Source organism: Streptosporangium sp. H13245 (assembly GCF_055690525.1).
This window is the reverse complement of the sequence record NZ_JBSZKT010000001.1, coordinates 80856-106292: the sequence shown is the minus strand read 5'-3', so window position 1 is coordinate 106292 and position 25437 is coordinate 80856. Positions and strand designations below refer to the sequence as shown.

Sequence of the window (25437 nt, the reverse complement as noted above, 5' to 3'; positions counted from 1 at the left end):
TCATGGCTGCGCCACCGGTTGTTGATCTTCCGTTTGTCGACGAGCGGCTGGCGCAGGACCTCGCTACCGGACTGGCCGAGGTCGAGAAGCTGCTGCGGTCCTCGGTGCAGAGCGACGACGCCTTCGTCACGGAGGCGTCCAAGCACCTCATCGAGGCCGGCGGCAAGAGGTTCCGGGCCATGCTGGTCCTGCTCGCCGCCCAGTTCGGCTCGCCGGAGGCCGCGGGCGTGGTGCCCGGAGCCGTGGTGATCGAGCTGACCCACCTGGCGACGCTCTACCACGACGACGTGATGGACGAGGCCCCGGTCCGCCGGGGCTCCCCGTCGGCGAACGCCCGCTGGGACAACACCGTGGCCATCCTGACCGGCGACTACCTGTTCGCCCAGGCGTCGGAGATCCTCGCGGACCTCGGCTCCGACGTCATCAGGATCCAGGCCCAGACGTTCTCCCGCCTGGTACGCGGCCAGATCCGCGAGACCATCGGCCCCCGCCCCGGCGACGACCCGGTGGCCCACTACATCGGGGTGCTGGCCGACAAGACCGGCTCGCTGATCGCCACCTCCGGCCGGTTCGGCGCCATGCTCAGCGGTGCCTCGCCCGAGGTGGTCGAGCGGCTGACCCGGGCCTGCGAGGCCATCGGGGTCGCGTGGCAGCTCGGCGACGACCTGCTGGACGTCGCCTCGGAGACGGTCGAGTCGGGCAAGACGCCCGGAACCGACCTGCGCGAGGGCGTCCGTACCCTGCCGGTGCTCTACGTCCTCGCCGCCGATGGCTCCGACGCCCCGGAGGGTGCCCGCCTGCGCGAGCTGCTGGCCGGTCCGGTGGCGGAGGAGGACATCGAGGAGACCCTGCGCCTGCTCCGCGCCGACCCCGCGATGGGGCGCGCCCGCGCGGAGCTGCTCGCCTGGGCCGACCGCGCCCGCGAGGACCTGGCGAGCCTCCCCGACATCCCGGCCCGCACCGCCTACCTGGCGCTGTGCGACTACGTGGTGGAGCGTTCCGGCTGATCGTTTTGTGGCCGGTACCGCTTTCCCGGCCCGCGCCGACCGCGCCGTAGGTCGTTCCGGCACCCGTGACCGCGTTGCGGGCGTTCCACCGGGCCGTTTTCCCGGCACCGTGACCGCGTTGTGGGCGTCCTTCGGCACGGCAGCGCTTTCCCGGTACCTGTGACCACGTCGTACGCGTTCCGCCAGGCCGTTTTCCCGGCACCCATGACCGCTGACCGCGTCGAGGGCGTTTCGGTCGGCACCGTTAGCCTTGCACTGTGCGACCACGTCGTGAAGCGTTCGGACCGGCCACCGCGGGCATGATCACCGCCCTGCCGGGCGGTTTTTCGTACGTCTTCCACGATGTTGCTTGCATGTATAAGCAAAGATTGTACGTGCATGTAGACTCCTGCCGATAGAACACTCCAGGAGGAATCACCATGTCGTGGGACCGTTTCGCCCTCTTGCACGCGCGCGTGGAGGCGGAGTTGACCAAGGCCCTCCAGCGCGGGCACGGCCTCGGCCTGTCGGAGTACCGCGCGCTGGGACGGCTCGCCACCGTCCCCGGCGGCTGCATGCGCATGCAGGAGCTCGCCGAGGCGGTGGGGCTCAACCAGAGCTCGGTGACCCGTCTCGTCGCCCGTCTTGAGGAGGCCGGAATGACCCGGCGCGACCTCTGCTCGGACGACCGACGGGGCGTCTTCTCGCTGATCACCGACGAGGGACGCGCCCGCCTGGCCGAGGCCACGCCCACCTACGAGCGCTCCCTGGCCGCGGCCCTGGAGCAGGCCGGCGTCGACCCGGACCTCAGCCCCCTCGTCCTCGCCGTACGCGGCTCCTGACCGGTTTATACCGGTTCCTCCACCGGAACGGCCCTGAGGGCCGTCCGGCGGGCCTGGGCGGCCGTCCGGAGGCTGTCCCAGGTGAAGACCGACAGCGCCAGCCAGATGACGCCGAACCCCAGCCAGCGGCTGGGCGGCATGACCTCCCGCATGACGAACACGCCGCACAGGAACTGCAGTATCGGCGCGATGTACTGCAGCAGGCCGATCGTGGTGAGCGGTATCCGGATCGCGGAGGCGGTGAAGCAGAGCAGCGGGACGGCGGTGACCACACCCGCCCCGGCCAGCAGCAACGCGTGGCCCGCCCCCGCGTCGCCGAACGTGCTCGTCCCCTGCTGTCCCAGAAAGAGCAGGTAGCCCAGCGCGGGCAGCAGCAGCACCAGCGTCTCGACCGTCATGCTCTCCACCGCGCCCACCCCGGCGATCTTCTTGACCAGTCCGTACGTGCCGAAGCTGACGGCCAGCACCAGCGCGATCCACGGCGGACGCCCGTAGTCGACGGCGAGGATGACCACCGCCACCGTGCCCAGCCCCACCGCGACCCACTGCCACCGCCGCAGCCGCTCCTTCAGCAGCAACACCCCGAAGAGCACGCTGACCAGCGGGTTGATGAAGTAGCCGAGCGCGCCCTCGACCACGTGCCCGCTGTTGACGGCGTAGATGTAGACGCCCCAGTTGACCGTGATGATCATCGCTGCCAGTACGAGGAGACCGAGCTTTCGCGGGGTGCGCAGGAGTGCGCGGAACCATGACCAGTGGCGCCGTACCGCCAGGATGGCGACGACGGCGACCAGGGACCACGCGATGCGGTGGGCCAGGATCTCCAGGGCGGCCGAGGGCTTCAGGAGCGGCCAGTACAGCGGGAACAGGCCCCACATGGTGTAGGCGGCGATGCCGTACAGGACCCCACGGCGCGTTTCAGGCATGTTGCCCATCTTCGCTGCTTACTTGATTTAATACAATTTAGTAGTACTTTCCACTCTGTTAAGAGACCCTTACGGGAACACGGGAGGGTCGCCCGCGGTTGCCTCCTGATGAGAACGTGTCAGGAGGAGGTTCACAATGGGCTGGCTGTTCGGCAAGGACAAGACGACGATGGTGTCCCCGGAGAACGCGCTCCCGGGCCGCCCCACACGGATCACGGCACCCGGCCGCCACGCGGTCCTCGACGCCCCGCTCGCTCCGCCGTACCCCGAGGGAAGCGAGATCGCCGACTTCGGCCTCGGCTGTTTCTGGGGCGCCGAGCGCATCTTCTGGCAGACCCCGGGCGTGGTCTCCACCTCGGTCGGCTACGCGGGTGGCTACACCCAGAACCCGACCTACGAGGAGGTCTGCACCGGCCAGACCGGCCACACCGAGCTCGTCCGCGTCGTCTTCGACCCCACCAGGGTCTCGTACGAGGAGCTGCTGCGCGTCTTCTGGGAGGCCCACAACCCCACCCAGGGCATGCGCCAGGGCAACGACGTCGGCACGCAGTATCGTTCGGCGATCTACTTCAACTCACCCGAGCAGGAGAAGTCGGCCCTGACCTCGCGCGACGCCTACCAGAAGGTGCTCACCGAGTCAGGCTACGGCCCCATCACCACCGAGATCGCCCCGGCGGGTGACTACTACTACGCCGAGGACTACCACCAGCAGTATCTCCACAAGAACCCGAACGGCTACTGCGGCATCGGGGGCACCGGGGTGTCATGTCCGATCGGCCTGACCTCCGGCGAGGCGTAGTCTTACGGACCTGACCAGATCCTGGCCCTTGATCACCCGGAACATCCGGTGTCGATCTTGGGCCAGAGGCATTTTCGGCGACAGGTGTCACAGCGGGGCGTCCCGCGTACGTCGGGCGGCCACTTCAGTCGGTTCAGCGGGCGTGTCCGGACAGCGGCGCCGTCCAGGCGGCCTGAGCTTTGGTGATCGACCCGGCGCTGGACACCCAGAGCATGGATGCTCTCAGAGATGCGGCCGTCCGTACCCTGGGCGAGGGGCCACCGCGTCGCCGCGGTTCCGGCGGGAGCCGGAGGCGGTCATCTACGCTCTGCGCATGATCCACCGAGGGGTGAGAGGGGACTTCCATGGCGGAGGAACTGTCGAAGCTGACGGGCCTGCTGTACGAGATCGGGCTGCTCAAGCGCTACAAGCGCACCGGCTGGCTGGTCGCGGGGGTACGGGATCCCGAGAGCGTCGCCGATCACTCGTTCCGGACGGCGATCATCGCGAGTGTGATCACGGCGTTGGAGGGTGGCAATCCCGAGCGTGCGGCGTTCATGAGCCTGTTCCACGACACACAGGAAACTCGCGTCACCGACATCCACTACATCGGCAAGCGGTATCTGAAGGCGGCGCCGAACGAGGAGGTCACCGCCGACCAGGTGCGCGGTGTTCCGGAGCCGGTGGCGGAGATGGTGAGCGGCGCGGTCGGTGAGTACGAGGAGAAAGTCAGCCTTGAAGCCATCTGCGCCCGTGATGCCGACAAGCTCGAATGCCTGATCCAGGCCATCGAGTACCGCGAGCAGGGCCACCAGAATGTCCAGCCGTGGATCGACAGCTCACTCGCCGCACTGAAGACGGTGTCCGCGAAGCGCCTCGCGGACGAGGCGCTTCGCACGGGCTCGCTGGAGTGGGTGACCCGCGCCCTCAATGGCGACCGAGACACCTGACGCTCATCGAGGCCGAGTTCTCTCCGGCTCGCGCGGCTGCGACTCGCCTCGCTGGGCACGACCGGACTCACTTCGCGAGCCCTCTTGGGTGCCGAGTGCGACGTTCTGGGGGTACGACACGCTGCTCGCCGGAGCCCGGCACGTTCACGAGTTGGAGTTCGGGGAGTCCACGGCGAGTCGCACACGGTCGCCGGTGGTTCGACGGCATGGCACTCTCCCCGTGGTTCACCGTCTGTCAGAATGTGTTCTGACTTACGATGGTGGGGTGAACACCAGCAACGCTGACGCCGTCACCTTCTCGGACCTGTCGAGAAACCCCCGAGCCGTCGCCGAACGCGCCGCGCGCCTCGGTCGGGTACGTGTCACTCACCGCGATGCCCCGGACTTCTACCTGACCGCCGCCGACCGTGAGGAACAGCGCGAGCAGACGCTGGCCACGGCATCCCGCCTGCTCCTCGCCTTCATCAAGCACGATCCGACCGCCCGCACGCTGGTCATCGCCATGCCCGAGGTCTTCCCCTGGGTCCGCCACCTCACCTCTTCCGAACTGCGTGCCTTCGCCCTGGAGTTGGTCGAGGCGCTCTCCGACGCCGCGGAACTGGATGTCGACGTCACCACGCAGGAAGTCATCACGGGCTGGCGGGCAACCGCTCGGATCAAGGCCGACCCCGCGCGCTACGCCCAGGCACGCAAGGCCACAAGCGGCGACTTCGGGCCGGTGGAGGTTTCGGCGTGAGTCCGAAACGTGGAGACCGGGTCACCGTCCCGCCCCCTGACGAGGAATGGGATATCCGGTTCGGCACCGGTGACGCGGTCAAGGGCTGGGAGGAACCGTGCCGTCACGCCTTGGCCAACACGCGCCGATGCCTGGAGGCTCTGCGCGCCGATCCACGCTCACGGGCAGATCACGAGCGCCAGCACCGCCTACGGGGCGACCTCGCGACTCATCGCCACAGTGGACAGGATCTGGAGCAGTGGGAGTTCGAGGTCACCAGTGGCGGGCGCGTACGCTATGCCATCGATGACATCACCCGCACCGTCTGGGTCGTCTACGCATCACCCCGCCACCCGAAAGACACTGATGCCTGAGGCCGAAGATGGTGTCGTGATGACAGACGTGCAGGCCAAGCGGGTTAAACCCGGGATCATCGACGCCGACATGGCTGGTCGTGCCGCGCGCCGGATCGAGGCGAGGAGCATGATTTGTCGCCTGAATCGAACCGCTACCACCGGCAGTACCTGTGCAAGAACTCCGGCGGCTACTGCGGAATCGGCGACGCCGAGGGCTCCTGCCCGGTCGGCCTGACCTCCGGCGAGGCGTGGCTACGCTTAGTGGTTGAGGTCTCGCGCAGGATGTAACCGATTTTTGCTACTTCGAGTAGTAAGATAGCTTCATGAGTGTGCCTGAGCGAGAGTTCGCTCCGGGAGACGGGCCGGCCGCCAAGGTCAGTGTGTCCCTGAGAACGGGTAACATCCGCGCCGTCAGAGAGCGGGTCGGAGCCCGTGGGTTCTCCGCCTATGTTGATGCCGCCGTGGAGCGCCAGATCGAGCGGGATCTCCTGGAAGAGGCCCTCCAGGCGAACGAGGACGCCTCCGGGCCGATCCCGCAGTCCTTGCGTGACGAGGCGGCGGCGCTGTTCCGTCGCGTCAGGTCGGCGCCCGAACTCCGACCCGAACTCCGGGAGGAGGACGGGTGACGCGCGCACGGAGCAGGCTGAGCGCGGGCACTGTGGTCCTTGACTGCGAGGGGCTCGTGAAGTGGTGTGAGGCCGACCGGCGGGTGACCGCGTTCGTGCGGGAGGCCCAGGACAACGACTTTCGGGTTGTGGTCAGCGCGATGACGCCGATCGAGGCGCAGGATGTTCGCGTCAGAAGCGATCGTCTCAGGTGGTATCTGTCGCGCTTGAAGATCGAGCCTGTGACCGAGGACATCTCGTCACGGGCGATCGAGCTTCTACGAGACGCACGTCTGCACGGTCACAAGTACGCCATCGACGCCGTGGTCGCGGCTACCGCACTGCGTTCGGTGCGGCCGGTCGTCGTTCTGACATCTGATGAGGACGACATGGGCAAACTGTGCGGGAAAACCGTGGAGGTGGTCCATGTCTGAGACCGCTCGTGAGGCGGCCGGGCGTCGGCTCGGCGCCGCGTGGTGCTTGACCGGCGGGCCGTTAGGCTGAGCCCGTGACACCCAGTGCTGAGCGGGGGACGGCGTTGCGTGCGGACGCCGCGCGTAACCGCGCACGGGTGTTGCGGGTCGCCAGGGAGCAGCTGGCCGCGGGTGACGACTCGCTCATGCTGAACACCATCGCCCGGCTCGCGGGAGTGGGCGTCGGGACCGTCTACCGGCACTTCCCCAACCGGCACGCGCTGCTGGAAGCACTGCTGGCGGAACGCTTCCAGCAGCTTGTCCATGAGGCGCAGGCCGCGGCGGCCGACGAGGACTCGCTCGCGGGTCTGCACCGCCTCCTGCGTTTCACTCTCGGACGCGCGCTGGACGACGCCGGGTTTGCGGCGGTGCTCGGATCCGCCAGCGACGCCGACGCGCGGACCTCGGCGATGAAGGCCGAGCTTGACCGTGCCGTCGCGGAACTGCTTGACCGCGCTCGCCGTACGGGAGCCATCCGGGATGGCATCGAGGCGGACGATGTCCGCCGCCTGGTCTGCGGTATCGAGCACGCGGTCCGCTCCGGCGACGATGACGCCAGGCGTGCGGAGATCTACCTCGACGTTCTCCTCCAAGGGCTGCGCCCTCCGCGCTGACGGCGGTCTGGGATCTCCTTGAGGGTCCGCGCCGACCGCGCTGACAGCGGTTCGGGACCTCATCGAGGGGCTGCGTCAGCCCTGTTGACGGAGATCCGGAACTCCCCGCCCGGAAGTTCGCCGCATGCTCGACCTTCCTAATCGGATAGCTATCCGCTTATGCTGTGATGCGACCTGAAAAACGGATAGGTATCCGCTGGGGAAGGGGAGGGGCATGGAGAAACGGGCTGTGGTGACGGCGGGGACCGGGGGGATCGGCCTGGAGACCGCGATGGGCTTGGCGGCGATGGGTTACGCGGTGACCGTGGTGGGCCGGAACGCCGAGCGGGGCGCCCGCGCGGTCGAGCGGATCGACGCGGTGGCGATCGGTCCGGAGGCGAGGTTCGTCGCCGCGGACCTCGCCTCGCTCGGTGCCGTACGAGCGCTCGCGACCCGTCTCGCAGGGGAGGGGCCTCTGAACGTTCTGGTCAACAACGTCGGGGCGATGTTCGTGGACCGGCAGCGGACGGTGGACGGGATCGAGGCGTCGTTCGCCGTGAATCACCTTTCCCCGTACCTGCTGACCGAACTGCTGCTGGAACCGCTTCGGGCCGGAGGGCCGAGCCGGATCGTGAACGTCACCTCGGGGTCGGTCCGGGTCGCCAAACGCTCCTTCGGTGCCGTCGAACCGCCGGGCGGCTACTACGGCTTCCACTGGTACGGACGGGCGAAGCTCGCCAACCTCGCCTACACGCTGGATCTGGCGGAGCGGTTGCGAGGCACCGGCATCTCGGTCTTCGCGGCCGATCCGGGCGGCGCGGCCACCGAGATGACCGACGGCACCATGCGGTCATCCAGGATCGTCTCGCCGGGGCTGCGGCTGCTCTGGCCGCTGGTCCGGCGAACCTTCGAGCGCGCCACCTCCGGCTCCGCGTCGCTGGCGGCACGGCCGTCGATCCTCGCCGCGGCCGATGCCTCACTCGACGGGCGGACCGGCCTGGTCATCGGGCCCGAGGTCCGTCCTGTCGTCCCCTTCGCCCCGGCCGCCGACCCGCGAACGGCCGAGGCCGTCCTCAGGCTCAGTCGGCGACTGGCCCCGCTCGCTGCGCCTGCCGACGTGATCGCATGAGGTGAACCGCCAGGCCAGGCCGCCCGTCGTCGCCCTCGCTCCAGCATCGGGTACGCCGACCGGGAGGTGGTTCCGCTGGGCCGGGATCAGGTGCTCACCGGCCCGGTGCCGCTCCTCGGCGGGACGATGACGGCGTACGAGCGGGGAGTGGGGAGTGGGGAGCGGGCTGGTGGTCCGGTGGCTTGGCGGCTCGGCGGTCCGGTGGCATGACGGAAGGGCGACCGCGGCTCATGCCCGCGGTCGCCCGCCCTCGTTGGGAGTGCCGCCCTCGTTGGGAGTGCTGTCCCTGTTGGGGCCGTTGGTTGTTACGGTTTGATTGGCTTTTGGTCGGTCCATTCGGCCTTGACGGTCGCGTTCCAGTTGACGATGGTGCCCGGCTTCGCCCAGTCGTAGGTTCCGGTCGGGGCGACGGCCACGAACCGGTCCGTCAGCAGGATGCCGGTCCGCGGGTCGACGATGAGCTGCCGTTCGAACTCGCCGGTGGGCCACGTCTCGGTCCGCGCGACGCCGTGGCCCCTGCGGTCCAGCGCGTCGGTCACCTCACCCAGCGACCGTACGCCGTCCAGTCCGGCGAGCACCTGGTAGGCCGCGGCCCGGACGGCGGGCTTGACGGGCATGTCGCTCAGCAGGCCCGCGGTCACCTGGAAGAGCCAGGAGTCGGCGTCCTGCGGCTCGTCGGACTCGGTGCCGTGCCCCTCGTACCTCTTGAGCAGGTACTCCTTCAGCCCGGCCGCGGTCGTGGGGAGAGCCTGGAGCTCGGCCACCGAGACGTTCTCACCGGCCAGGTCGGCAATCTTGTCGCCCAGGTTGATCGTGTTGCCGAAGGGCTTGTTGCCCTTGGCCTCGACGGTCAGGCGTGCCTTGGTGTCGGCGTTCTTGGTTATGGTCACCGTCCACCTGTCCGGGGAGCCGTCCTGCTTCCAGGCGGCCTCCGAGCCGGGGGCGGGCTTGGTGCCGAGGTCCTGGGACACCCACCAGCTCTCCCGCTTCGGCGAGCGGGCGATCCATGTCCGGCTGCGGCCCAGGCTGTTCACCGTGTAGTGCGTCTTGGTGCCCACCTGCTGGGCGTTGCCGCTCGTCCTCTCGACGTACCAGTAGGCCCCGCTGCCCTGCCGGGCCTTGAGTGACGACTCGGCCGCGACGAGGAGGATCTGCTTGGCCGACAACCGCGTCACCGGCTGCTCGTCCCGGGCGACGGCCGGGGAGCTCGGGACCGGTGTCGTGCCGCCGGTCGCGGTGATCGTCACGGCGACGGCGGTGGCCGCGGTCACGCTCGCCAGGCCGAGTGCCCACACGGGCCTGGGGACGCCGGTCCTGCGGGTCCGCGCCGGCCTGGTCCGGGACATGGCGTAGGAGAGTTCGGCGGCCCGGGTCCGCTCGTCGGCCGGGGTGTCGAGATGGGCCGGGCGGGCCGCCCGTAGCTGGTCCATCGGGTTCATGACCACTCCTCACTGAGATTGCGCACCCGGGTACGGGGACGGACCGCCGGTGGCGACGTCATCGCCTGGACCAGCCGTTTGCGGGCCCGGTGGAGCCGCACCCGGAAGGTCGCGGCGGAACATCCGATGACGCGTGCCGCGTCGCGCGGTGAGAGCCCCTGCCAGGCCACCAGGATGAGCAGCTCGCGTTCGTCCTGGTTCAGCGAGGCGAGCGCGGTCATCACGGCGAGGCGTTCGGCCACCTGGTCGGCGTGGTCCTCCTCCGTCCCTGTGCGCAGCTCGGCGTGGTCCTCCTCCGTCCACGCGCGCAGCTCACCGGCGAGCGACTCGCGCCGGATTCCGGCGCGGATGTTGTCACGCAGCACGTTGCGGGCCACGCCGAGCAGCCACGGCAGGGCGGGCTCCGGTATGTCGTCGAACCGCCGCCAGGCGATCGCGAACGTCTCGCTCACCACCTCGTCGGCGATCTGCCTGCCCGCCTGGCTGACCACGTAGGCCCAGACCCGCTGTCGGCACTCGTCGTACATCGTGGTGAACCGCTGTGAGTCGTCCGTCACCGCCTGGCCCCCCTTCGTCCCGGGTAATTGCTTCAACACCAGGAAGTGGGCTGAGGCCCTCAAGTGTTACAAATAACTACAAATCACCTTTTGGTCTGGTGTCGCGGACCCTCTCGGCCGTGTTTGTTCGCGTACGGCGATGATCTTCGCGGTCAGCCGGTGAGGCGTTTGCGCCAGTCGAGGGGGGTGACGGTGATGGTCTGCCCGGGATCGCCGTTCCACTCGACCGGCAGGCCGGTCTCCCCGAGCGCGGCCACGATCTCCCGGCCGATGGACGCCGTCGTGTCCGGTGAACCGTCGAACCCGCCGTACAGGAGCGACATCCCGTGTCCGGCCGCGGCCGAGTCCGTGCACTGGGTGTGGAAGTAGACGAAGCCCCGGGCGTCCGGTGAGCCCGCCGCTCCGATCTCCGCCTGGCCGCAGGTACGGCAGCAGGTGAAGTTCTCCCTCGCCGTGATGCCCGTGGCCTCCAGGGCGGTGAAGGCCCGGCCGAGTCATTCCGGGTCCGTCTCTCCCGCCCAGGAGCTCTGCTCCTCGACGCGTTCCAGCCACATCCGGTCCACCAACTGGCGTGCCTGTTCGGGAGAGACCGGCCTACGGTTCCCCGACACCAGGTAGTCCCGCGCGATCTCGGTCAGCTGTGCCCGCGTCGCGTAACCGCCCAGGATCACCTCGCGGACGCGCGCGTCGAGCCTCCCGCGCTCGTCCTCGTCGAGTTCGAGAGGGGGCGGAGGTTCGGGGAGGTCCAGGCCCAATGAGGTCCACCTCAGTCCGGAGTCCCAGCCGTCCTCCCGGCCCGCCCAGCGGGTCATGGCCGCGATCACCGGTACGGGTCCGTCGAGTGTCGTCCGGAAGTGCCGGTCGGCTGCCCCGTCGCGGTGTTCCAGCTCGTAGTCGCCGCCGTCCTCGTGCCATACCTGGACGAAGACCTCGGGGAGGTCGGGAATCCGCTGGACGACCAGGAACCTGTCGCCCTGACCGCCCAGCCGGTCGACCAGCTCGGTGAGTTTCCCGGCGCCTGCCCGGACGTGCCGGTGACCGTCCTCTGTCAGTACGGTGATCGCGAACATGCCGGTCACCCTGGCACAGGGGACCGACAGATGACCAGTTCGCGGGCGGCCGGTGAGGAGGGGGTCATCCCTCATCCTGACCATGGATCGCCGGGCGGGGATCTCCGCGTGTCACCGGTGTCCACGAGGTCCCGTGTACGGGGATCTCCAGGATGGTGGCCCGCGTGCCGTCGGCGTCCATGAGGTGCTCCTCCACGTTGGGACCGGCGATGTCCATGCGGTGGCGGTCCAGCCAGCCGAACAGTTCCCGCCCGGCCTGGACCACGCCGACGGGCGGGACGACGGCGCGTACGACGGTGCGGGCGGGCAGGACGAGCTGCTCCCCGCCGTGGTCCGTGGTCACCGCCACCGCGAATCCGTGCTCCGTGGGCGTCGCCGTGGCGAGTTCACCGGGCCGCTCCCGGCCGCGCTCCGTGGTCGTGGTGAGTCCAGCGGCCGGGTCCCGGCGCAGCCAGGTCAGCAGGGTCGCGGGCGGTGCCGGGCAGACACCGGTCAGCTCGGCCGGATGATCGAGGCGTAGGTGGCGTACGCGCAGGCGGCGCGGACCCACCGTGGTCCGCTGCGGCAGGATCGACATCGGCGTCGCGAGGTGGTCCTCCGCGTGGGCCGCGGTCGTGGCCAGGGCGGTGATGTCACGCCGGATGCTCGCCAGGGTCTCGGCCACGGCCTGCCGCACCTGTGCCTCGGGAGCCTCCAGCAGGTCGGCGATCCGGCGCAGCGGCAGGCCGAGGCGCCGCAGCGCGCGGATGCGTTCGAGCCGGGACAGCTCGGCCACGCCGTACCAGCGGTAGCCGGTGGCACGGTCTGTCGCGGCGGGCACGAGCAGCCCGGTCTTGTCGTAGTGGCGCAGGGTGCGTTCCGAGACGCCGGCCATGCGCGCCAGTTGTCCGATCCGCCACATTTTGACCTCTCATGCTTGACCTTGTCCCTGCGTCAGGGTCCTACCGTCACCGTCCATGACCGACTCGAACCCTGGAACCCGGCTCACCGGTGTTCTGCTGCTGATCTCGCTTGTCGCCATGGTCGCCGGTGCGGCCGTCGTGGTGCCATCGGGGCTTACCCTGAATCCTTCCGATCCCGCCGCCACGCTGGCCGCGGTGGGCGGGCACGTCGGGTCGCACCTGGCCGGGCTCGCCCTCGACGTGCTGGGCTGGCTGGCGCTGGCCGCCGCGGGGCTGGTGACGGCCGCCGGTTCCGCCGGGGCGCCCAGGCCGTATCCGGTGGTGCTCGCCGGTGGGCTGCTGGCGGCCGCCGGGCTGGCGGGCATGCTCCACGACGCCGGCAACCTGGCACTGACCCAGCTGACCGCCGTCCCCGAGGGCGTCACCGTCGCCGCGGCGGTACTCCTCACCGCCAAGTGGACGGTCAACCTGGCCGGGCTGCTGTGGGTCGCGGCCACCGCCGCCACCGCGGCCGGTGTCCCGATGCCCACGGGGCTTCGCCGTGCCGGTGCGGTCGTCGCGCTCCTGGGGCTGGTGGCGGTCGCGCTTCCGTGGACGACCGGTGCCAGGGGGCCGTCGGTGGCGATGGAGCACCTCGGGTACGTCCTTCACCTGCCGATCATGCTGTGGTACGGCGTACTGGGCCGACGATGTCTACTTGACCGTTCCCGGCAGGACGGCGGAGGTCGCGGAGGTCGCGGAGGTTTCGGAGGCGAGCCTCCGCGGTTCCCCGGTCCTGCCGGTGTGGACAAATAGGTGGACACGATGCGCTGGGGTTGCTAGCTTGCGCCCATGTCCAGCCCCGAGGCGGCCAGACGCTAGCCACCGGTCGTCCGGTGGCCGCTCACGTCGTCGCATCGAAGCTCCGCGGCCGAACGAGGCCGCGGTCCTCGCCGTTCGCGGTTACCGCCACTCGCGGTGATCGCCGTTCGCGACCACTGCCACCGGATCACCTGGAGCGGGCTGTCCTCGACCCGGACCGTACGTCACCTCCGTGACGTCGGCGGGCTCTCCCGCGCGGTAGCCGCACCCTCGATCGAACGGTCGTCCTCCGACGTCCCCGTGCGGGTGCCGCCGCGGCCTGATGCTTTTTACCGATCCACGATGTGGTCGCGGAGTTTTGTCATGCCATTCGTTGTTTACCTGCTCGGACTGGCGGTCTTCGCCCAGGGAACGTCCGAGTTCATGCTGTCCGGCCTCGTGCCGGGCATCGCACGGGACATGCGCGTGTCCATTCCCGCCGCGGGGTTTCTGACCTCGGCGTTCGCGGTGGGGATGGTCATCGGCGCACCGCTGACGGCGATGCTGAGCCTGCGCTGGTCGCGGCGTCGCTCGCTCCTCACCTTCCTGATCGTCTTCCTGCTCGTACATGTCCTCGGCGCGGTCACCACCAGCTACGAGGTGCTGCTGGCCACCCGGATCGTCGGAGCGCTGGCCAACGCCGGGTTCCTGTCGGTGGCCCTGGCGACCGCGACCGGTATGGTCACGCCGAACGCCAAGGGCCGTGCCACCTCCGTCCTGCTCGGTGGCATCACCCTCGCCTGTGTCGTGGGCGTTCCCGCCGGTGCGCTGCTCGGCCAGCTGTGGGGATGGCGCTCGGCGTTCTGGGCGGTGGCCGTCCTTTCCGTACCGGCCGTCGTCGCGATCCTGCGGGCGGTACCGGCCGGAGGATCCGGCTCCGGCCACACGGGCGTGCGCGGGGAACTGCGCGCACTGCGCGATCGGCGGCTTCTGGTGATCCTGCTCCTGGGAGCCCTGGTGAACGGCGCGACGTTCTGCACGTTCACCTACCTCGCGCCGCTGGTCACCACCGTCACCGGAATCGAGCCCGCGTGGGTGCCCGCCATGCTGGCGCTTTTCGGCCTGGGGTCGTTCCTCGGTGTCACCGTCGGCGGACGCGTCGCCGACGTACGGCCCGTACCGCTCCTGGTGATCGGCGGGGTGGCTCTTCTCGTCGGCTGGGTGGTGTTCGCGGTGACGGCGGGGAACCCGGTGGCGGCGATCGTGCTCGTCTTCGTCCAGGGGACCCTGGCGTTCGCCGTCGGGTCGACGTTGATCTCGCAGGCCCTCTACGCGGCGACCGAGGCGCCGACCCTGGCCGGTGGGTTCGCCACGGCCGCCTTCAACGTGGGCGCCGCGGTCGGTCCCTGGCTCGGCGGGATCCCCATCGACGCGGGCCTTGGCTACCGCTCGCCGCTGTGGGTGAGCGCGCTGCTGGTGACCCTCGCGCTCGCCACCGCCGGGGGAGCCCGGATGATCCGGCAGGCCCGTACGTCAGCCGGTTCGCGTGCGTAAGGGCTGAGAAGCCGGGAAAGATCCGCCGCCCCGACGAGTGTGAACGATGGAAGAGTTCGAGGCCGACACGGTCCCGGTGTGGGAGCGCGCCTCAATTCTTTTCACGGGCGGGGCGGCCGGGTCTCACCGGCCACTCGTCGAAGCCTCAGGTCTGCGTGGTCTCGACGATGAGCGTGTAGTCGACGCCCGTGTGAAAGTCGCCGGAGGATCCGCGAATGGTCAGGGTGTGACGGCCGGGCCGCGGCGGCTGGAGACGCACCCAGATGCCGCAGGCATGGGACGTGCTCGTTCCCTCCTCGTCCGTCAGGGGGTTGCCCGCCACGCCGGTCACCGTGACGTTGTCGTCCTTCATCCGTTCGGGCGTGACGGGCTTGTCGTCGAGGGTGGCGCTGCCTTCCGCGACGGCCATGAACTCCTCGCACGACGCCTCGGAGCCGGTCCAGTTCACCAGGGGGAACACCATCGGCCGTCCCTCGGGAACCGTGCATGTCCGCCGCGAGACACCGCCGAAGGTTCCGGCGAGGAACCACACGTCCTCCGGCTGGTTCCGGTCGCAGAACTCCCCGGTCGTGTCCGTCACGGGGTTCGTGCTCTCGCTCTCCGAGGCCGCCCAGGTCCACCAGCGGCTCTGGATCGCCTCCGTCGACAGGGCCGCCGCCTCCGGAAGGGCGGTCCTGTCCGCGCCACCCCCTTGAGCCACCCCGCAGCCGGTGAGGAGACCGAAGGTCAGCAGGAACGGTACGGCGGGCCGGAGAGACATCCGGAAATCATAGACCCGACGATCATCTGCCCTTCCACGCGGTGGTTCTGAGCGTAGAACCGAAGACGGCATGTCGACTACTGCGGCCTTGGTGGCACCAACGTCAGGCTGGGTTATCCGTTCACGTTTTCGCCAGACGGGTCTGGTTCCGGCAGAAAGGGAAAACGAAGCTCATTCGTTCAGGACGCCTGGTCGCTGCGATCAACATGCGGGACGATTACCACGAATCCCGTGCCGAGCTCCTACGGAGCCATTTTCCGGCTTTTAGTCACCCGGTGTCCGTGGTTCACCTGTCACGCCTCCAGAGCTTGCCCGTCGCCAGTTCGAGGTAGTAGACGCGTTCGCTCGCGTAGCCGCGGACCAGGAAGGGGCCTTTCTTCGACCAGCCGAGGCCGATGTCAAGGAAGTCGTCGCCGGGGAACGTGGGAGTGACAACGGACAGGCGCCTGCCGGTCTCCGGGGCGAAGGTCTCGACACTCGTCCCATGGCCTCGGATGGCCACAAAGCGCCTTCCGTCCGTCCGGAGGTGGTACGTGTCCTCGCGAGCGTCATCCTCGATCTTCCTGAGGGGAAGGTCCATCCGCGTCCTTCCCCGATGGTCGAGTACGAGCACCTGGGAGGCCGTCGTGACCACGATCCCGCTCTCGTTGAGATCGTGGACCCGTCGAACACCGGGGACCGACACCGTGGTCCAGGTCCTGGTGTCGGTGATCCGCGTACCGTCCTTGGTCAGGGTGAAATACCTGTTCTGGCTGGCGAACGTGGGTGTGGGCACCTCGGCGTCGGCCAGGCTGCCGGTGAGGTGGCGGATGCCCTCGCTGTCCTGGTAGACCATGCGGCGATCGTGTCTGTCCAGATAGACGACGGCCTTCTTGTCGGGGCTGCGTACGAACGGCGCCCGCCGGGGTGCTCCGCCTTTCCCGATGACGTACGGCGCGGCCTGCGGGAAAGGCTCCTCGTTCACCAGCCACGACCGGCAGGGGGCGTCCACCTCGTCGTTCCACGGGCAGGTGGGCTCCGTGTATTCGTCCACCGTCGTGAACTCGGCCGTGTCCTTCGGGAACGGCCTGGGCATCGTGTATTCGGGCAGCTCCCCCTGTTGCGGCTGGAAGGGAGTGAGGAACGCGCCCGACAGCACGATCGCGGTTCCCGCGAGGTAGAGGGTCCGCGTCGACCATCGGCGGAGGGCTGGCTCGGCCAGGGTTGTGTCGTCCGATGCCTCGGGCGTCGGCTCGGCGGCCAGGTTCCGGGCGGCGAGTTGTACGGCCGCGGCCACAATGATCACGATGACGGCATGGGCCAGACGCGCCTGAGTGACCCCCCTGTCGATCAGCAGATAACCACATGCCACCACGGAGCCGCCCAAGCCGAGCAGCCATGCCCCCCGGTAGATATTCGCGTCGTCGGGAGCGTGTGACTCCCGGGGCGGTAACCGTACGTCGCGGAAGACGGAAACGGCGCACCACCCCAAAACCAGGTAGAACGGGTCGCCGGTCAGGCCGGCCAGGGGAACGGCGACGGTGAGGGCGATCAGCCGCCATCGGCGCAGACCGGTGAAATGGTCGACGATCTGGCGGGCGTTGGCCATTGTGACGGAAAGACCGATCAGCGTGGCGAACCTGGTGAGCCGCTCCGAGGTGACCGGCACGGCCGCCGCCAGCACGGTTGCCACCACCGCCAACCAGAAAATCGTCGAAGGTATCGTCACGAGATATCACCGTATATGGTTCTACATCGTGACTTCAGGCGATATATGGCAGCAATTCGGTGTCGCCACGTGGCGTACCAAGCGTGCGCGGTCGCTGTCACGGAGTGTGGTGTTAGGTTTCCTGGCGCTGGCGGTCGTTGGGGCGGTCCTGTGGTGGTCAGGATCGATAACCCCGCATATCCGGTGGAGCACCGACGCTTTCTTCCTCCGCGCGGAGGTGGACAAGAATGGCGTCCTGTCCACCACCCTTGATATCACGCTTGAAAACGACGGGATGGTCCCCTTCACCCTCACCGGTATCTCGACGGAAATACCGGGAATCCTCCTGCTGCCCGCCGACGAGGCGAGAGAGGAACGTTCCTCGGTCACCGTGAGGAGTGGTGGCCAGAAGACCGTGAAGAGGCGTGTCGTCATCACCGACTGCGCGGCGGTGCCCCACGAGCCCCAGCCGCTCGGTTTCACCTACACCACCTGGATGGGCTCGGGATCGGCGGAGGTGATGTTGGACTCATGGGCACTGACAAGACGCGAGGAGAGGCTGCCGGTCGCCTGGCAGCGAGGTCTCGCCACCAAGACCTGCAATGACGCGGTGAGCCCGGATTGGCCCTGAAGGGTGACTCGCCCGTGGAAGTGGACAACGACAAGCCTGGGAGGGTGTGACGCGTGCTGCCCGTCACGAAGATCGCCACCGGTTTCCTCTTCGCCTTCGCCGCCTTCCGTATCAACGGCCTCGACCTGCTGTTCGACCCCATCGGGTGGGGTCTGTGCGTGTCAGGGCTGTTTCAGCTGCAGCGATCCGCCGACGACCCCTTCGGCCGGGCCAGGACCTTCGCCATCGCCACGTTCTGCGCCTCGCTCGCCGCCATGGCCGTGTCCGGCACGCCCTCGAACGGTCCCCTGACGCTTTCCCTCATCGAGCAGGGGATCGGCATCGCCAACACGGCCGGTGCCCTGGTCACCGTCTGGCTGTCCGTCGACGCCGTCATCAGGCAGATCCGTCCCCGCGGGGACATCTCCAGGGTCGCCCTCCTCGACGTGCTGCGCTGGGCCGTCGCCGGTCTGGGAGCGCTCGGCATGCTGGCCGGGTACGGCTACGCCGACCTGGGCCCCGTCCTGCCCATCGCCTGGTTCGCGGCCGTCCTGGCCCTGATCGTCACGCTCTACCGCGCGGCCCACCTGCCGTACCTTACCTCGACATGGGGACCCGTGGTGGATTAGGCATGCGGGGCCATGCCGTGACCGTCGGTGGCAGGGGCGTCATCCTCCCGCGGAGGCGTGCCGAGACGGTGACACCGGGGCCGCCCGGCCGGTACGGATGGTTCGGGGCCGATCAGATCGTGATGACGACCTTGCCCGGGGAGTGGCCCTCCTCCTGGTATCGGACGGCCGCCCGGGTCTCCGCGAACGGGTAGCCCCGGTCGATGACCGGGGTGATCTTCCCGGCCTCGATGAGCTCGGTCAGCGTGATCAGGTTCTGTTTCTTCTGCGCGCATCCGACCGCGTCCGCCCTCGCCGTCCGCTGGGACACGAACGGCGAGGTCGAGAAGGCCGCGAGCATGTGGCCGACCGGGCGCAGCCATCGGCCGCCCGGGCCGCCGACGATGACGTAGGTCCCCTTGGGAGTCAACGCCCGCCGGCACGCCGAGACCGGGTGGTTTCCCGCGATGTCCAGCAGGACGTCGTAGCGCCGCCCGTTCCGAGTGAAGTCCTCTTTGGCGTAGTCGATGACCTCGTCCGCGCCGATCGACCGGACCAGGTCCACGTTCCTCGTACCGCAGACGCCGGTGACCTTCGCGCCGAGCGCGCGGGCGATCTGCACCGCGAACGTCCCCACGCCTCCCGAGGCCCCGTTGACGAGGACCCGCTGACCCGGCTGGATCCGTCCCTCGTCGCGCAGGCCCAGCAGGGCGGTGATCGCCGCCATCGGTACCGCGGCCGCCTGCTCGTACGACAGGTTCTTCGGCTTCGGCGCCAGCTCGTCCTGCCCGACGCACACGTACTCGGCGAGGCCGCCCTGCTTGAGCAGCGCGAACACCTCGTCACCGGGACGGAACCCCGTCACGTTCGGGCCGACGGCCTCGACCTGCCCGGCCATGTCGGCGCCCAGGATGCTGATCCTCGGCCTGCGCAGCCCGAGGCCGCCCATCAGGCGCGCCACGTACGGCTCGCCTCTCATGTTGTGCCAGTCGTAGGGTTGTACGGAGGTGGCGCGCACCCGGACGAGCACCTCGCCGTCACCGGGCACCGGTTTGTCGATGTCCGTCAGGTCGAGAACGTCGGGTGAGCCGTACGAGCGCAGGACGAACGCCTTCAACGTGTTCTCCTCATCCATCGCGGGTGGGTACGGGGCCGTCGGGAGTGCCGTACTCGCGGGGATCGGGGCGCCGGCGGCCTGGTGGCGCCGAGTGTGTCTCGTGCCACGAGCATCAATGTAGGAAAGCTCCGCGCGGGGCTCATCAGCCGAAAGTACGCCCGATCGATGGATGATCGGCCACCTTGGTTCTGACCGTTCCGGTGATGAAACGCCCCCGTCCGGGCCGTCACGATCGGGACATGACCAACCAGAGCACGACGGGACGTCGCTCGTCCCCACGACAGCGGCGACAGCCGCGGAGTGGCGGGCCGGTGGACGGCCGGAACTCCAGGGCGGACAGGCTCGTGCCCGCCGGGCTGATCCTGCTCAGCCTCGTTCCCCTGGTCGCCGGTGCCGTCCGCCTGACGGAGCTGACCGGCGGCGCGACGGTCACGCCGGAGAACGCGCGGTTCCTCACGGCGCCGGTACCCGTGGTGCTGCACATTCTCAGCGTCACCCTGTACAGCCTGCTGGGAGCCTTCCAGTTCGCGCCCGGTTTCCGGCGCCGCAGGCCCGGATGGCACCGCGCCGCCGGGCGGATCCTGGTCCCGGGCGGACTGGTCGCGGCGCTCTCCGGCCTGTGGATGACCCTCTTCTACGCCCGCCCGCCCGGTGACGGTGATCTCCTCGCCGCCTTCCGGCTCGCGTTCGGCTCGGCCATGGTCCTGTCCATCGTCCTCGGCCTCGCCGCGATCCGGCGGCGGGACATCGCCCGGCACCGCGCCTGGATGATCCGCGGGTACGCGATCGCGCTGGGCGCGGGCACGCAGGCGCTGACCCACCTGCCCTGGTTCCTGATCGTCGGCACGCCCGGCGAGTTCGCCAGGGCGTCGCTCGTGGCCGCCGGTTGGGTGATCAACCTCGCCGTGGCCGAGTGGGTCATCCGCAGGCGGCCCCGCGCCCGGGTCAGCTCCTGACGCGCCTGGTCTCGTAGGCCCACATCGCGATCTCGACGCGGTTGCGGGCACCGAGCTTGGCCATCAGGCTGGCGATGTGGGACTTGACGGTGCTGAGGGAGATGTGGAACTCGTCGGCGATCTCGCTGTTGGTCCGCCCCCGCGCCACGGTGACGAGGATCTGTTCCTCCCGGTCCGTGAGCGCCTCGATGGGCTGCGACGGCGATGAGGTGGGCCCGGCCTCGGCGAAGGCCCCGAGCAGCCGCGCGGTGATGCTCGGGGCGATGAGCGCGTCGCCGTCGGCGGCCGCGTGGATGGCCTGGGAGAGCAGCACGGTGCCCGCGTCCTTGAGCAGGAATCCCCGGGCACCGGCCCTCAGGGCCGCGTAGACGTACTCGTCCAGGTCGAACGTGGTGATGACGACGACGGCGAGGGGGTCGTCGACGGCCGGACCGGCGAGGAGGCGGGTGGCCTGGATGCCGTCGATCCCGGGCATGCGGATGTCGAACAGGCACACGTCGGGGCGCAGGCGCCGCGCGAGCTCGACGGCCCGCCGCCCGTCGGCGGCCTCGCCGACCACGTCGATGTCCGGCTGGGCGTCGAGGATCATCGCGAGCCCGGTACGGACGATCTCCTGGTCGTCGGCGACGAGCACCCGGATGCTCATGCCGCCGACCCGTTCCTGGGCAGCACGGCGGTGACGCTCCAGCCCCGGCCGGGATTCGGACCGGCCTCGCAGGTGCCGCCGAGCAGGTCGGCGCGCTCGATCATGCCGATGAGCCCGTACCCCGACGGGCCGGGCGGGCGGATGGAACCGGTGTCGCCGTCGTCGCTCACGCGCAGGTGCACCGAGGTGTCGTCGGCGGTGACGCGGACCTCGACGTGGGTGGCGTGCCGGGCGTGCCGCCTGGCGTTGGTGACCGCCTCCTGGGCGAGCCGGTAGATCGCGGCCTCGACCGGCGGGGAAAGGTCGTCGAGGTCGTCCGGGATCTCCACGTTGACGGAGAGGCCGGACGAGCTCTGGCTCGCGAGCTGCCGGAGATCGTTGACGCGCCGTCCGGGCGCCAGGTCCGCCGGTTCGTCCCGGCGGAGGACGCGGACCATGGCGCGCATCTCGGCGAGGGCGCGCGACGCCTCGGCCTCGATCACCTGGAGCGCCTCGGTCGCGGCGTCCGGCCGCGACGCCGAGGTGGCGATGCCCGCCTGGGCGCGGATCGCCATCGCCGAGACGTGGTGGGCGACGGTGTCGTGCAGGTCGCGGGCGAGCTGCTCGCGTTCGAGCAGCTTGACCCGGTCGAGCTCGCGCACCCTCGCCCTCGCCCGGTATCGGAGCGCCCCGCCCAGGACGACGGCGGAGAACATGACGGCGAACGCGGCGACCACGTCACCGGCGACGAGGCGGTCGAAGACGATCGAGAGGTAGACCGCGACGAGCATGACCGTCAACCCGATCGCGACCTCGCGCCCGGACCCCCACCGGAACAGCGCGTACACCACGATCAGGAGATATCCCATCGTGTACGTCTCCGCGGAGTCGCCGCCCGTCAGCAGCGGGGCCAGGCTCGTGGTGCCGAAGACGATCGCGACCACCAGCAGCGGCCTGCTCCGGCGCCACAACAGCGTGGGGACCAGCCCGACGGTGACCGCCACCGAGACGACCCGCCACGGAAGGTCCGGCCGCAGCACCCCTTCGAGCAGCGCGACCGGCACGAGCAGTCCCACCAGCACCCAGTCGCGCCACACCCGCACCGGCGGGTTGGGGGGACGGGGCTCGTCCCACACGGATCGAACAAGGGGGAGCACCCCATCATGGTACGAGAGCACGTACCGATTCGGATCGGCCCAAAGTACGAGGGAAGCGTTACCGGCGGGCCGGTGGTTCGAGCGTTACCGGTGGTTCGGTGGTCCTGGGGTTCTGGGGTTATCCGGTGGTTCGGCCGTCGCGCGGGAGGATCGGCGGATATCCGGGAAGTTCCCACGCGGCTCAGAGGAGTCCCCGTCTGGTTTCGGGAGTCGCCGTCATCTCGGGGCTTCGGGGGCGATGGGGGCGATGGGGTCGATGCCGGTCGCGATGGCGCGTAGCCCCGCCACCACCTGGGCCGCGGACGGTGCCTGCTCGGGATCGGTGAGCCACTGCGTTATGACGCCGCTCATCAGGGCGAGCTGCACCGAGCCGAGGGTGCGCGTCATGTCGTCACCGACCGCGTCCTCCTCGACGCCCGCCAGGATCGCCACCAGCCCGCGACGGCCCTCGGCCTGGCCGCGAGCCAGATGTTGCCGCAGCTCGGGATAGTGCTCGGCCTGCAGGAGCGCCTCAAGGCTGGCGACCCACAGCGATCGGCGGGCGGTGAAGGACTCGATGATCCTCTCCCACATGGCCTCGTACTGCTCGGCCGGGCCAGCGTCCGGTTTGGCGTACCCGGACAGGGTGCGGCCGGTCTCGGTGCCCCACTCGTCGATGGCCTCGATGAGGGCCGCGTTCAGCAGTGCCTCGCGCGAGCCGAAGTGGTAGCCGATGGCGGCCATGCTGACCCCGCCCGCGGCGGCCGTGATGTCCCGGATGGTGGTGCGCGCCCACCCCTTCTCCTCCAGGCAGCGGCGGGCTCCCGCCAGAAGATCTTCGCGATTCCCCATGTCCGGCATGCTATCGGCGCCTGGAGCGGATGCGTCATGCGAACGCCTAAGGCAAGCGCCTTGCGCAAATGCCCAAATTCGTCCTATGGTCACTGGCATCGCCAGAGACGACCCCGGGAGACCCGCCGTGACCAGCCCCATCCGCGCCGAGTTGCGCATCGACGGCCGCCGCCTGTCCTACCTCGACGTCAATCGCGCGGGCCGTCCCCTGCTCGCCCTGCACGGCCACCTGGCCGAAGGCGCCGGTTTCACCGACCTGGCCGCCGGACTGGCTCCCGGCTGGCGTGTCATCGCCCCCGACCAGCGCGGCCACGGTGAATCCGACCGGGCGTCCGACTACTCCCGCCAGGGCTACCTCGACGACATTCTCGCCCTGCTGGACCACCTCGGCCTCGACCGGATCACGATCCTCGGCCATTCGCTGGGGGCCATCAACGCCTACCAGTTCGCGGCCCGTCACCCCGGCCGGGTCGAGGCCCTCGTCAACGCCGAGGGGCCGGTCTCGCTCGACCCGCACGGCCCCAACCCGCTGGCCTTCCTCCTCACCCTGCGCGACCAGGCCCCCACCCGTCAGGCGCTCATCGAAGGGCTCGGTCAGGCGGCCCCCTTCTTCGCCGACACGTTGCGTGAGAACGCCGACGGCACCTGGCGCCTGCCCTTCCATCCCCAGGACATGGTCGACTCGGAGGACCTGGTCCACGGCGACCACTGGGACGACTGGCTGGCGACCGCCTGTCCCGCCCTGCTGATCCGGGGCACCCGGGGCGTCATCCCCGCCGACCAGGCCCGCGCCATGGTCGAACGACGTCCCGGCACCCGCCTCGCCGAGCTGGACACCGACCACTTCGTGTACGCCAACGACCCCGCCGGATTCGTCGGGGCCGTTCGCGAGTTCCTCACCGTGTCGGCCGGTCCGCGACGGAGCTGACCGGGGAGGGCCGTCACCGCATGACGTTGTGGTGGGCCTGAGCCCGCCTCTGGGCGGGGATGGTGCCGAGCGGGCCGCTTTCCACGGGGAGTTCCTCGGCGACCGGCGCCTGTCCGCGACGCCTGACGCGCGGGACCGCGGCGACGAACAGTGCGCCCAGCAGGGCGGGCAGGACGAACCCGTAGAAGTTCCACTCGAACCCGAGCCCGGAGCCCAGCAGCCAGCCGCCCAGGAGCGGACCGGCGATCGCACCGGCCCTGCCCACGCCGAGCGTCCAGCCGAGGGCCGAGCCCCTGCCGGAGGCCGGGTAGAAGATCGCGACATAGCCGTTGACCAGGATCTGGGTTCCGACGCTGCCCAGTCCCGCGACGGCGACGCAGAGCATCAGCAGGCCGGTGCCGAGGTCGAGGCTCATCAGGTAGACGGACACGGTGGCGGCCAGGAAGGCGCAGACCGTGATGGCCTTGGCCCCGATCCTGTCGGCGAGGGCGGACATCACGATGGTGCCGGCGATCGCTCCGACGTTCAGGACGAGCAGGAACTGCAGCGAGGGCCCGAGCGGGTAACCGGCCTGGCGCATGATCTGCGGCAGCCAGGTGTTGAGACCGTAGACCAGCAGCAGGCCGCAGAAGCTGGCCGCTCCGAAGAGGAGGGTGGCGGCGAGGTAGCCCCGCCGGAACGGCAACGTGACGCCCTTTCCGCCCCGGGGCGCGGCGGGCTCGTCGTGGCCGTCGCCGAGGTCCAGCCCGTAGCGGGCGGCCACGGCCTCGGCCTCCGCCCTGCGTCCCCGCGCCAGCAGGTAGCTCGCCGACTCGGGAAGCAGCCAGATCGCGAGCGGCAGGATCAGCAGGACGGGCGCGGCTCCGACCAGGAACATCACCCGCCAGCCGTGCTCGGCGAGAAGCGCCATCGCCACCAGCGCGGTCAGGCAGCCGCCCACCGGGTAGCCGCAGAACATGAGCGCGTTGTAGAGGTTGCGCCGGTTTCTCGGGGCGTACTCGACGGTCAGGGCGATCGTCGTCGGTACGACACCCCCGAGGCCGAGTCCGGCGACGAAGCGGAACAGGCCGAGCAGTTCGGGGGACGACGCCGTGGCGCACAACGCCATGGCCACCGAGAACCAGGCGATGCTGACAAGGATGATCTTGCGTCGCCCGACGATGTCGGTGATCATGCCCGCGACGACCGCGCCGATCAGCATCCCGATCAGGGCGTAGCTGCCGATGGCCCCGGCCTGCGCCGGAGTGAGCCCCCACTCCTGGTTGCCGAGCAGGCTCGGGACCACCGACCCGTAGACGATCAGGTCGTAGCCGTCGAAGACGATGGTGAAGAAGCAGATGGCGACGACGGCGAGCCCGCTCCTGGGGCGCGCGGGCGACGAACGCTCGGTCGTGTGCATTGTTCACTCCGGGACGTGAGGCTCGGATATGGCGTTGTGGCGAAATTACAACGCGTGCACGACGACGGTCCAATAAAACATTATGTTAAAAACGATAATTGCTG

At 69.5% G+C, this 25437-nt stretch carries 28 protein-coding genes and 1 pseudogene; 17 read left to right on the top strand and 12 right to left on the bottom strand.

Annotated features, from left to right (window positions below):
• Positions 1 to 2 precede the first annotated feature (2 nt).
• Together ACW9TB_RS00515 and ACW9TB_RS00510 are read left to right on the top strand one after the other, a co-directional pair.
• Positions 3 to 1007 (top strand): polyprenyl synthetase family protein, encoded by a 1005-nt coding sequence (locus tag ACW9TB_RS00515; RefSeq protein ID WP_472745898.1) that lies wholly within the window; start codon positions 3 to 5, stop codon positions 1005 to 1007.
• A 419-nt stretch (positions 1008 to 1426) separates the two neighbouring features.
• Positions 1427 to 1828 carry a MarR family winged helix-turn-helix transcriptional regulator gene (locus tag ACW9TB_RS00510; RefSeq protein WP_472745897.1) on the top strand — a complete coding sequence of 134 codons (402 nt, stop codon included), beginning with the start codon at positions 1427 to 1429 and terminating at the stop codon, positions 1826 to 1828.
• A 5-nt stretch (positions 1829 to 1833) separates the two neighbouring features.
• On the opposite strand, the gene rarD is transcribed toward ACW9TB_RS00510, so the two are convergent.
• Positions 1834 to 2754 (bottom strand): EamA family transporter RarD, encoded by a 921-nt coding sequence (gene rarD, locus ACW9TB_RS00505; RefSeq protein ID WP_472745896.1) that lies wholly within the window; start codon positions 2752 to 2754, stop codon positions 1834 to 1836.
• 136 nt (positions 2755 to 2890) lie between these two features.
• Here rarD and msrA point away from each other — a divergent pair, with 136 nt between their 5' ends.
• The 9 genes from msrA to ACW9TB_RS00460 all read left to right on the top strand — a co-directional run bounded on the left by msrA (position 2891) and on the right by ACW9TB_RS00460 (position 8353).
• A complete protein-coding gene (gene msrA / locus ACW9TB_RS00500) occupies positions 2891 to 3553 on the top strand; it encodes a peptide-methionine (S)-S-oxide reductase MsrA (RefSeq protein WP_472745895.1) in 663 nt (220 codons plus the stop codon).
• 344 nt (positions 3554 to 3897) lie between these two features.
• Positions 3898 to 4482: an HD domain-containing protein gene (locus tag ACW9TB_RS00495; RefSeq protein WP_472745894.1), complete on the top strand. Its 585-nt coding sequence runs from the start codon at positions 3898 to 3900 to the stop codon at positions 4480 to 4482.
• Between the two features lie 265 nt (positions 4483 to 4747).
• Entirely contained in the window at positions 4748 to 5218 is a 471-nt protein-coding gene (locus tag ACW9TB_RS00490; protein ID WP_472745893.1) for a hypothetical protein, read from the top strand.
• Positions 5215 to 5571 (top strand): hypothetical protein, encoded by a 357-nt coding sequence (locus ACW9TB_RS00485; RefSeq protein WP_472745892.1) that lies wholly within the window; start codon positions 5215 to 5217, stop codon positions 5569 to 5571. The genes ACW9TB_RS00490 and ACW9TB_RS00485 overlap by 4 nt, the downstream gene beginning before the upstream one ends.
• Positions 5572 to 5685: 114 nt before the next feature.
• On the top strand, positions 5686 to 5841 hold the full coding sequence (locus ACW9TB_RS00480; protein ID WP_472745891.1) for a hypothetical protein: 156 nt from the start codon (positions 5686 to 5688) through the stop codon (positions 5839 to 5841).
• 35 nt (positions 5842 to 5876) lie between these two features.
• Positions 5877 to 6179 (top strand): hypothetical protein, encoded by a 303-nt coding sequence (locus tag ACW9TB_RS00475; protein ID WP_472745890.1) that lies wholly within the window; start codon positions 5877 to 5879, stop codon positions 6177 to 6179.
• Positions 6176 to 6592 carry a type II toxin-antitoxin system VapC family toxin gene (locus ACW9TB_RS00470; protein WP_472745889.1) on the top strand — a complete coding sequence of 139 codons (417 nt, stop codon included), beginning with the start codon at positions 6176 to 6178 and terminating at the stop codon, positions 6590 to 6592. Before ACW9TB_RS00475 ends, ACW9TB_RS00470 begins: the two co-directional genes overlap by 4 nt.
• A gap of 74 nt (positions 6593 to 6666) precedes the next feature.
• Complete coding sequence (locus tag ACW9TB_RS00465) at positions 6667 to 7245, top strand: TetR/AcrR family transcriptional regulator (protein WP_472745888.1); 579 nt, start codon at positions 6667 to 6669, stop codon at positions 7243 to 7245.
• Between the two features lie 214 nt (positions 7246 to 7459).
• A complete protein-coding gene (locus tag ACW9TB_RS00460; protein ID WP_472745887.1) occupies positions 7460 to 8353 on the top strand; it encodes an SDR family NAD(P)-dependent oxidoreductase in 894 nt (297 codons plus the stop codon).
• A gap of 305 nt (positions 8354 to 8658) precedes the next feature.
• Here ACW9TB_RS00460 and ACW9TB_RS00455 read toward each other — a convergent pair whose 3' ends face one another.
• The 4 genes and pseudogenes from ACW9TB_RS00455 to ACW9TB_RS00440 all read right to left on the bottom strand — a co-directional run bounded on the left by ACW9TB_RS00455 (position 8659) and on the right by ACW9TB_RS00440 (position 12320).
• On the bottom strand, positions 8659 to 9792 hold the full coding sequence (locus tag ACW9TB_RS00455; protein ID WP_472745886.1) for a CU044_5270 family protein: 1134 nt from the start codon (positions 9790 to 9792) through the stop codon (positions 8659 to 8661).
• On the bottom strand, positions 9789 to 10349 hold the full coding sequence (locus ACW9TB_RS00450) for an RNA polymerase sigma factor (RefSeq protein ID WP_472745885.1): 561 nt from the start codon (positions 10347 to 10349) through the stop codon (positions 9789 to 9791). The genes ACW9TB_RS00455 and ACW9TB_RS00450 overlap by 4 nt, the downstream gene beginning before the upstream one ends.
• A 152-nt stretch (positions 10350 to 10501) precedes the next feature.
• Positions 10502 to 11161, bottom strand: a pseudogene (locus tag ACW9TB_RS00445) (DUF6891 domain-containing protein).
• A 322-nt stretch (positions 11162 to 11483) separates the two neighbouring features.
• Positions 11484 to 12320 (bottom strand): MerR family transcriptional regulator, encoded by an 837-nt coding sequence (locus ACW9TB_RS00440; protein ID WP_472745884.1) that lies wholly within the window; start codon positions 12318 to 12320, stop codon positions 11484 to 11486.
• Positions 12321 to 12375: 55 nt separating this feature from the next.
• Here ACW9TB_RS00440 and ACW9TB_RS00435 point away from each other — a divergent pair, with 55 nt between their 5' ends.
• Together ACW9TB_RS00435 and ACW9TB_RS00430 are read left to right on the top strand one after the other, a co-directional pair.
• Positions 12376 to 13116: a hypothetical protein gene (locus ACW9TB_RS00435; RefSeq protein WP_472745883.1), complete on the top strand. Its 741-nt coding sequence runs from the start codon at positions 12376 to 12378 to the stop codon at positions 13114 to 13116.
• A gap of 369 nt (positions 13117 to 13485) precedes the next feature.
• Entirely contained in the window at positions 13486 to 14655 is a 1170-nt protein-coding gene (locus tag ACW9TB_RS00430; protein ID WP_472745882.1) for a Cmx/CmrA family chloramphenicol efflux MFS transporter, read from the top strand.
• A gap of 145 nt (positions 14656 to 14800) precedes the next feature.
• Here the strand turns inward: ACW9TB_RS00430 and ACW9TB_RS00425 are convergent, their stop codons facing one another.
• Together ACW9TB_RS00425 and ACW9TB_RS00420 are read right to left on the bottom strand one after the other, a co-directional pair.
• On the bottom strand, positions 14801 to 15415 hold the full coding sequence (locus tag ACW9TB_RS00425; RefSeq protein ID WP_472745881.1) for a signal protein: 615 nt from the start codon (positions 15413 to 15415) through the stop codon (positions 14801 to 14803).
• A 286-nt stretch (positions 15416 to 15701) separates the two neighbouring features.
• Complete coding sequence (locus ACW9TB_RS00420; RefSeq protein ID WP_472745880.1) at positions 15702 to 17096, bottom strand: hypothetical protein; 1395 nt, start codon at positions 17094 to 17096, stop codon at positions 15702 to 15704.
• On the opposite strand from ACW9TB_RS00420, the gene ACW9TB_RS00415 reads away from it, so the two are divergent.
• Positions 17053 to 17733 carry a hypothetical protein gene (locus ACW9TB_RS00415; protein WP_472745879.1) on the top strand — a complete coding sequence of 227 codons (681 nt, stop codon included), beginning with the start codon at positions 17053 to 17055 and terminating at the stop codon, positions 17731 to 17733. The two genes, ACW9TB_RS00420 and ACW9TB_RS00415, sit on opposite strands and share 44 nt — an antisense overlap.
• Positions 17734 to 17786: 53 nt before the next feature.
• Positions 17787 to 18341 carry a hypothetical protein gene (locus ACW9TB_RS00410; RefSeq protein ID WP_472745878.1) on the top strand — a complete coding sequence of 185 codons (555 nt, stop codon included), beginning with the start codon at positions 17787 to 17789 and terminating at the stop codon, positions 18339 to 18341.
• 112 nt (positions 18342 to 18453) lie between these two features.
• Here the strand turns inward: ACW9TB_RS00410 and ACW9TB_RS00405 are convergent, their stop codons facing one another.
• Positions 18454 to 19455 carry an NAD(P)-dependent alcohol dehydrogenase gene (locus ACW9TB_RS00405; RefSeq protein WP_472745877.1) on the bottom strand — a complete coding sequence of 334 codons (1002 nt, stop codon included), beginning with the start codon at positions 19453 to 19455 and terminating at the stop codon, positions 18454 to 18456.
• Positions 19456 to 19748: 293 nt separating this feature from the next.
• On the opposite strand from ACW9TB_RS00405, the gene ACW9TB_RS00400 reads away from it, so the two are divergent.
• Positions 19749 to 20393 (top strand): DUF2306 domain-containing protein, encoded by a 645-nt coding sequence (locus ACW9TB_RS00400; protein ID WP_472745876.1) that lies wholly within the window; start codon positions 19749 to 19751, stop codon positions 20391 to 20393.
• Here ACW9TB_RS00400 and ACW9TB_RS00395 read toward each other — a convergent pair.
• From ACW9TB_RS00395 to ACW9TB_RS00385, 3 genes are all read right to left on the bottom strand, one after another.
• A complete protein-coding gene (locus ACW9TB_RS00395; protein WP_472745875.1) occupies positions 20383 to 21039 on the bottom strand; it encodes a response regulator in 657 nt (218 codons plus the stop codon). The two genes, ACW9TB_RS00400 and ACW9TB_RS00395, sit on opposite strands and share 11 nt — an antisense overlap.
• A complete protein-coding gene (locus ACW9TB_RS00390; RefSeq protein WP_472745874.1) occupies positions 21036 to 22175 on the bottom strand; it encodes a sensor histidine kinase in 1140 nt (379 codons plus the stop codon). Before ACW9TB_RS00390 ends, ACW9TB_RS00395 begins: the two co-directional genes overlap by 4 nt.
• A 216-nt stretch (positions 22176 to 22391) precedes the next feature.
• Entirely contained in the window at positions 22392 to 23006 is a 615-nt protein-coding gene (locus tag ACW9TB_RS00385) for a TetR/AcrR family transcriptional regulator (RefSeq protein ID WP_472745873.1), read from the bottom strand.
• A 127-nt stretch (positions 23007 to 23133) separates the two neighbouring features.
• On the opposite strand from ACW9TB_RS00385, the gene ACW9TB_RS00380 reads away from it, so the two are divergent.
• Positions 23134 to 23934, top strand: coding sequence for an alpha/beta fold hydrolase (locus ACW9TB_RS00380; protein ID WP_472745872.1), 801 nt, complete (start codon positions 23134 to 23136; stop codon positions 23932 to 23934).
• Positions 23935 to 23947: 13 nt separating this feature from the next.
• On the opposite strand, the gene ACW9TB_RS00375 is transcribed toward ACW9TB_RS00380, so the two are convergent.
• The gene (locus ACW9TB_RS00375; RefSeq protein WP_472745871.1) at positions 23948 to 25333 is read right to left on the bottom strand and encodes an MFS transporter; all 1386 of its coding nucleotides are present in this window, start codon (positions 25331 to 25333) and stop codon (positions 23948 to 23950) included.
• Between the last annotated feature and the right edge of the window lie 104 nt (positions 25334 to 25437).

Excerpts from the sequence above, each read along its gene's own strand:
- ACW9TB_RS00515 (WP_472745898.1), top strand. The coding sequence starts at position 3 with ATGGCTGCGCCACCGGTTGTTGATCTTCCGTTTGTCGACGAGCGGCTG.
- ACW9TB_RS00510 (WP_472745897.1), top strand. The coding sequence starts at position 1,427 with ATGTCGTGGGACCGTTTCGCCCTCTTGCACGCGCGCGTGGAGGCGGAG.
- rarD (WP_472745896.1), bottom strand. The coding sequence starts at position 2,754 with ATGCCTGAAACGCGCCGTGGGGTCCTGTACGGCATCGCCGCCTACACC.
- msrA (WP_472745895.1), top strand. The coding sequence starts at position 2,891 with ATGGGCTGGCTGTTCGGCAAGGACAAGACGACGATGGTGTCCCCGGAG.
- ACW9TB_RS00495 (WP_472745894.1), top strand. The coding sequence starts at position 3,898 with ATGGCGGAGGAACTGTCGAAGCTGACGGGCCTGCTGTACGAGATCGGG.
- ACW9TB_RS00475 (WP_472745890.1), top strand. The coding sequence starts at position 5,877 with ATGAGTGTGCCTGAGCGAGAGTTCGCTCCGGGAGACGGGCCGGCCGCC.
- ACW9TB_RS00460 (WP_472745887.1), top strand. The coding sequence starts at position 7,460 with ATGGAGAAACGGGCTGTGGTGACGGCGGGGACCGGGGGGATCGGCCTG.
- ACW9TB_RS00455 (WP_472745886.1), bottom strand. The coding sequence starts at position 9,792 with ATGAACCCGATGGACCAGCTACGGGCGGCCCGCCCGGCCCATCTCGAC.
- ACW9TB_RS00440 (WP_472745884.1), bottom strand. The coding sequence starts at position 12,320 with ATGTGGCGGATCGGACAACTGGCGCGCATGGCCGGCGTCTCGGAACGC.
- ACW9TB_RS00435 (WP_472745883.1), top strand. The coding sequence starts at position 12,376 with ATGACCGACTCGAACCCTGGAACCCGGCTCACCGGTGTTCTGCTGCTG.
- ACW9TB_RS00430 (WP_472745882.1), top strand. The coding sequence starts at position 13,486 with ATGCCATTCGTTGTTTACCTGCTCGGACTGGCGGTCTTCGCCCAGGGA.
- ACW9TB_RS00425 (WP_472745881.1), bottom strand. The coding sequence starts at position 15,415 with ATGTCTCTCCGGCCCGCCGTACCGTTCCTGCTGACCTTCGGTCTCCTC.
- ACW9TB_RS00405 (WP_472745877.1), bottom strand. The coding sequence starts at position 19,455 with ATGGATGAGGAGAACACGTTGAAGGCGTTCGTCCTGCGCTCGTACGGC.
- ACW9TB_RS00395 (WP_472745875.1), bottom strand. The coding sequence starts at position 21,039 with ATGAGCATCCGGGTGCTCGTCGCCGACGACCAGGAGATCGTCCGTACC.
- ACW9TB_RS00385 (WP_472745873.1), bottom strand. The coding sequence starts at position 23,006 with ATGGGGAATCGCGAAGATCTTCTGGCGGGAGCCCGCCGCTGCCTGGAG.
- ACW9TB_RS00375 (WP_472745871.1), bottom strand. The coding sequence starts at position 25,333 with ATGCACACGACCGAGCGTTCGTCGCCCGCGCGCCCCAGGAGCGGGCTC.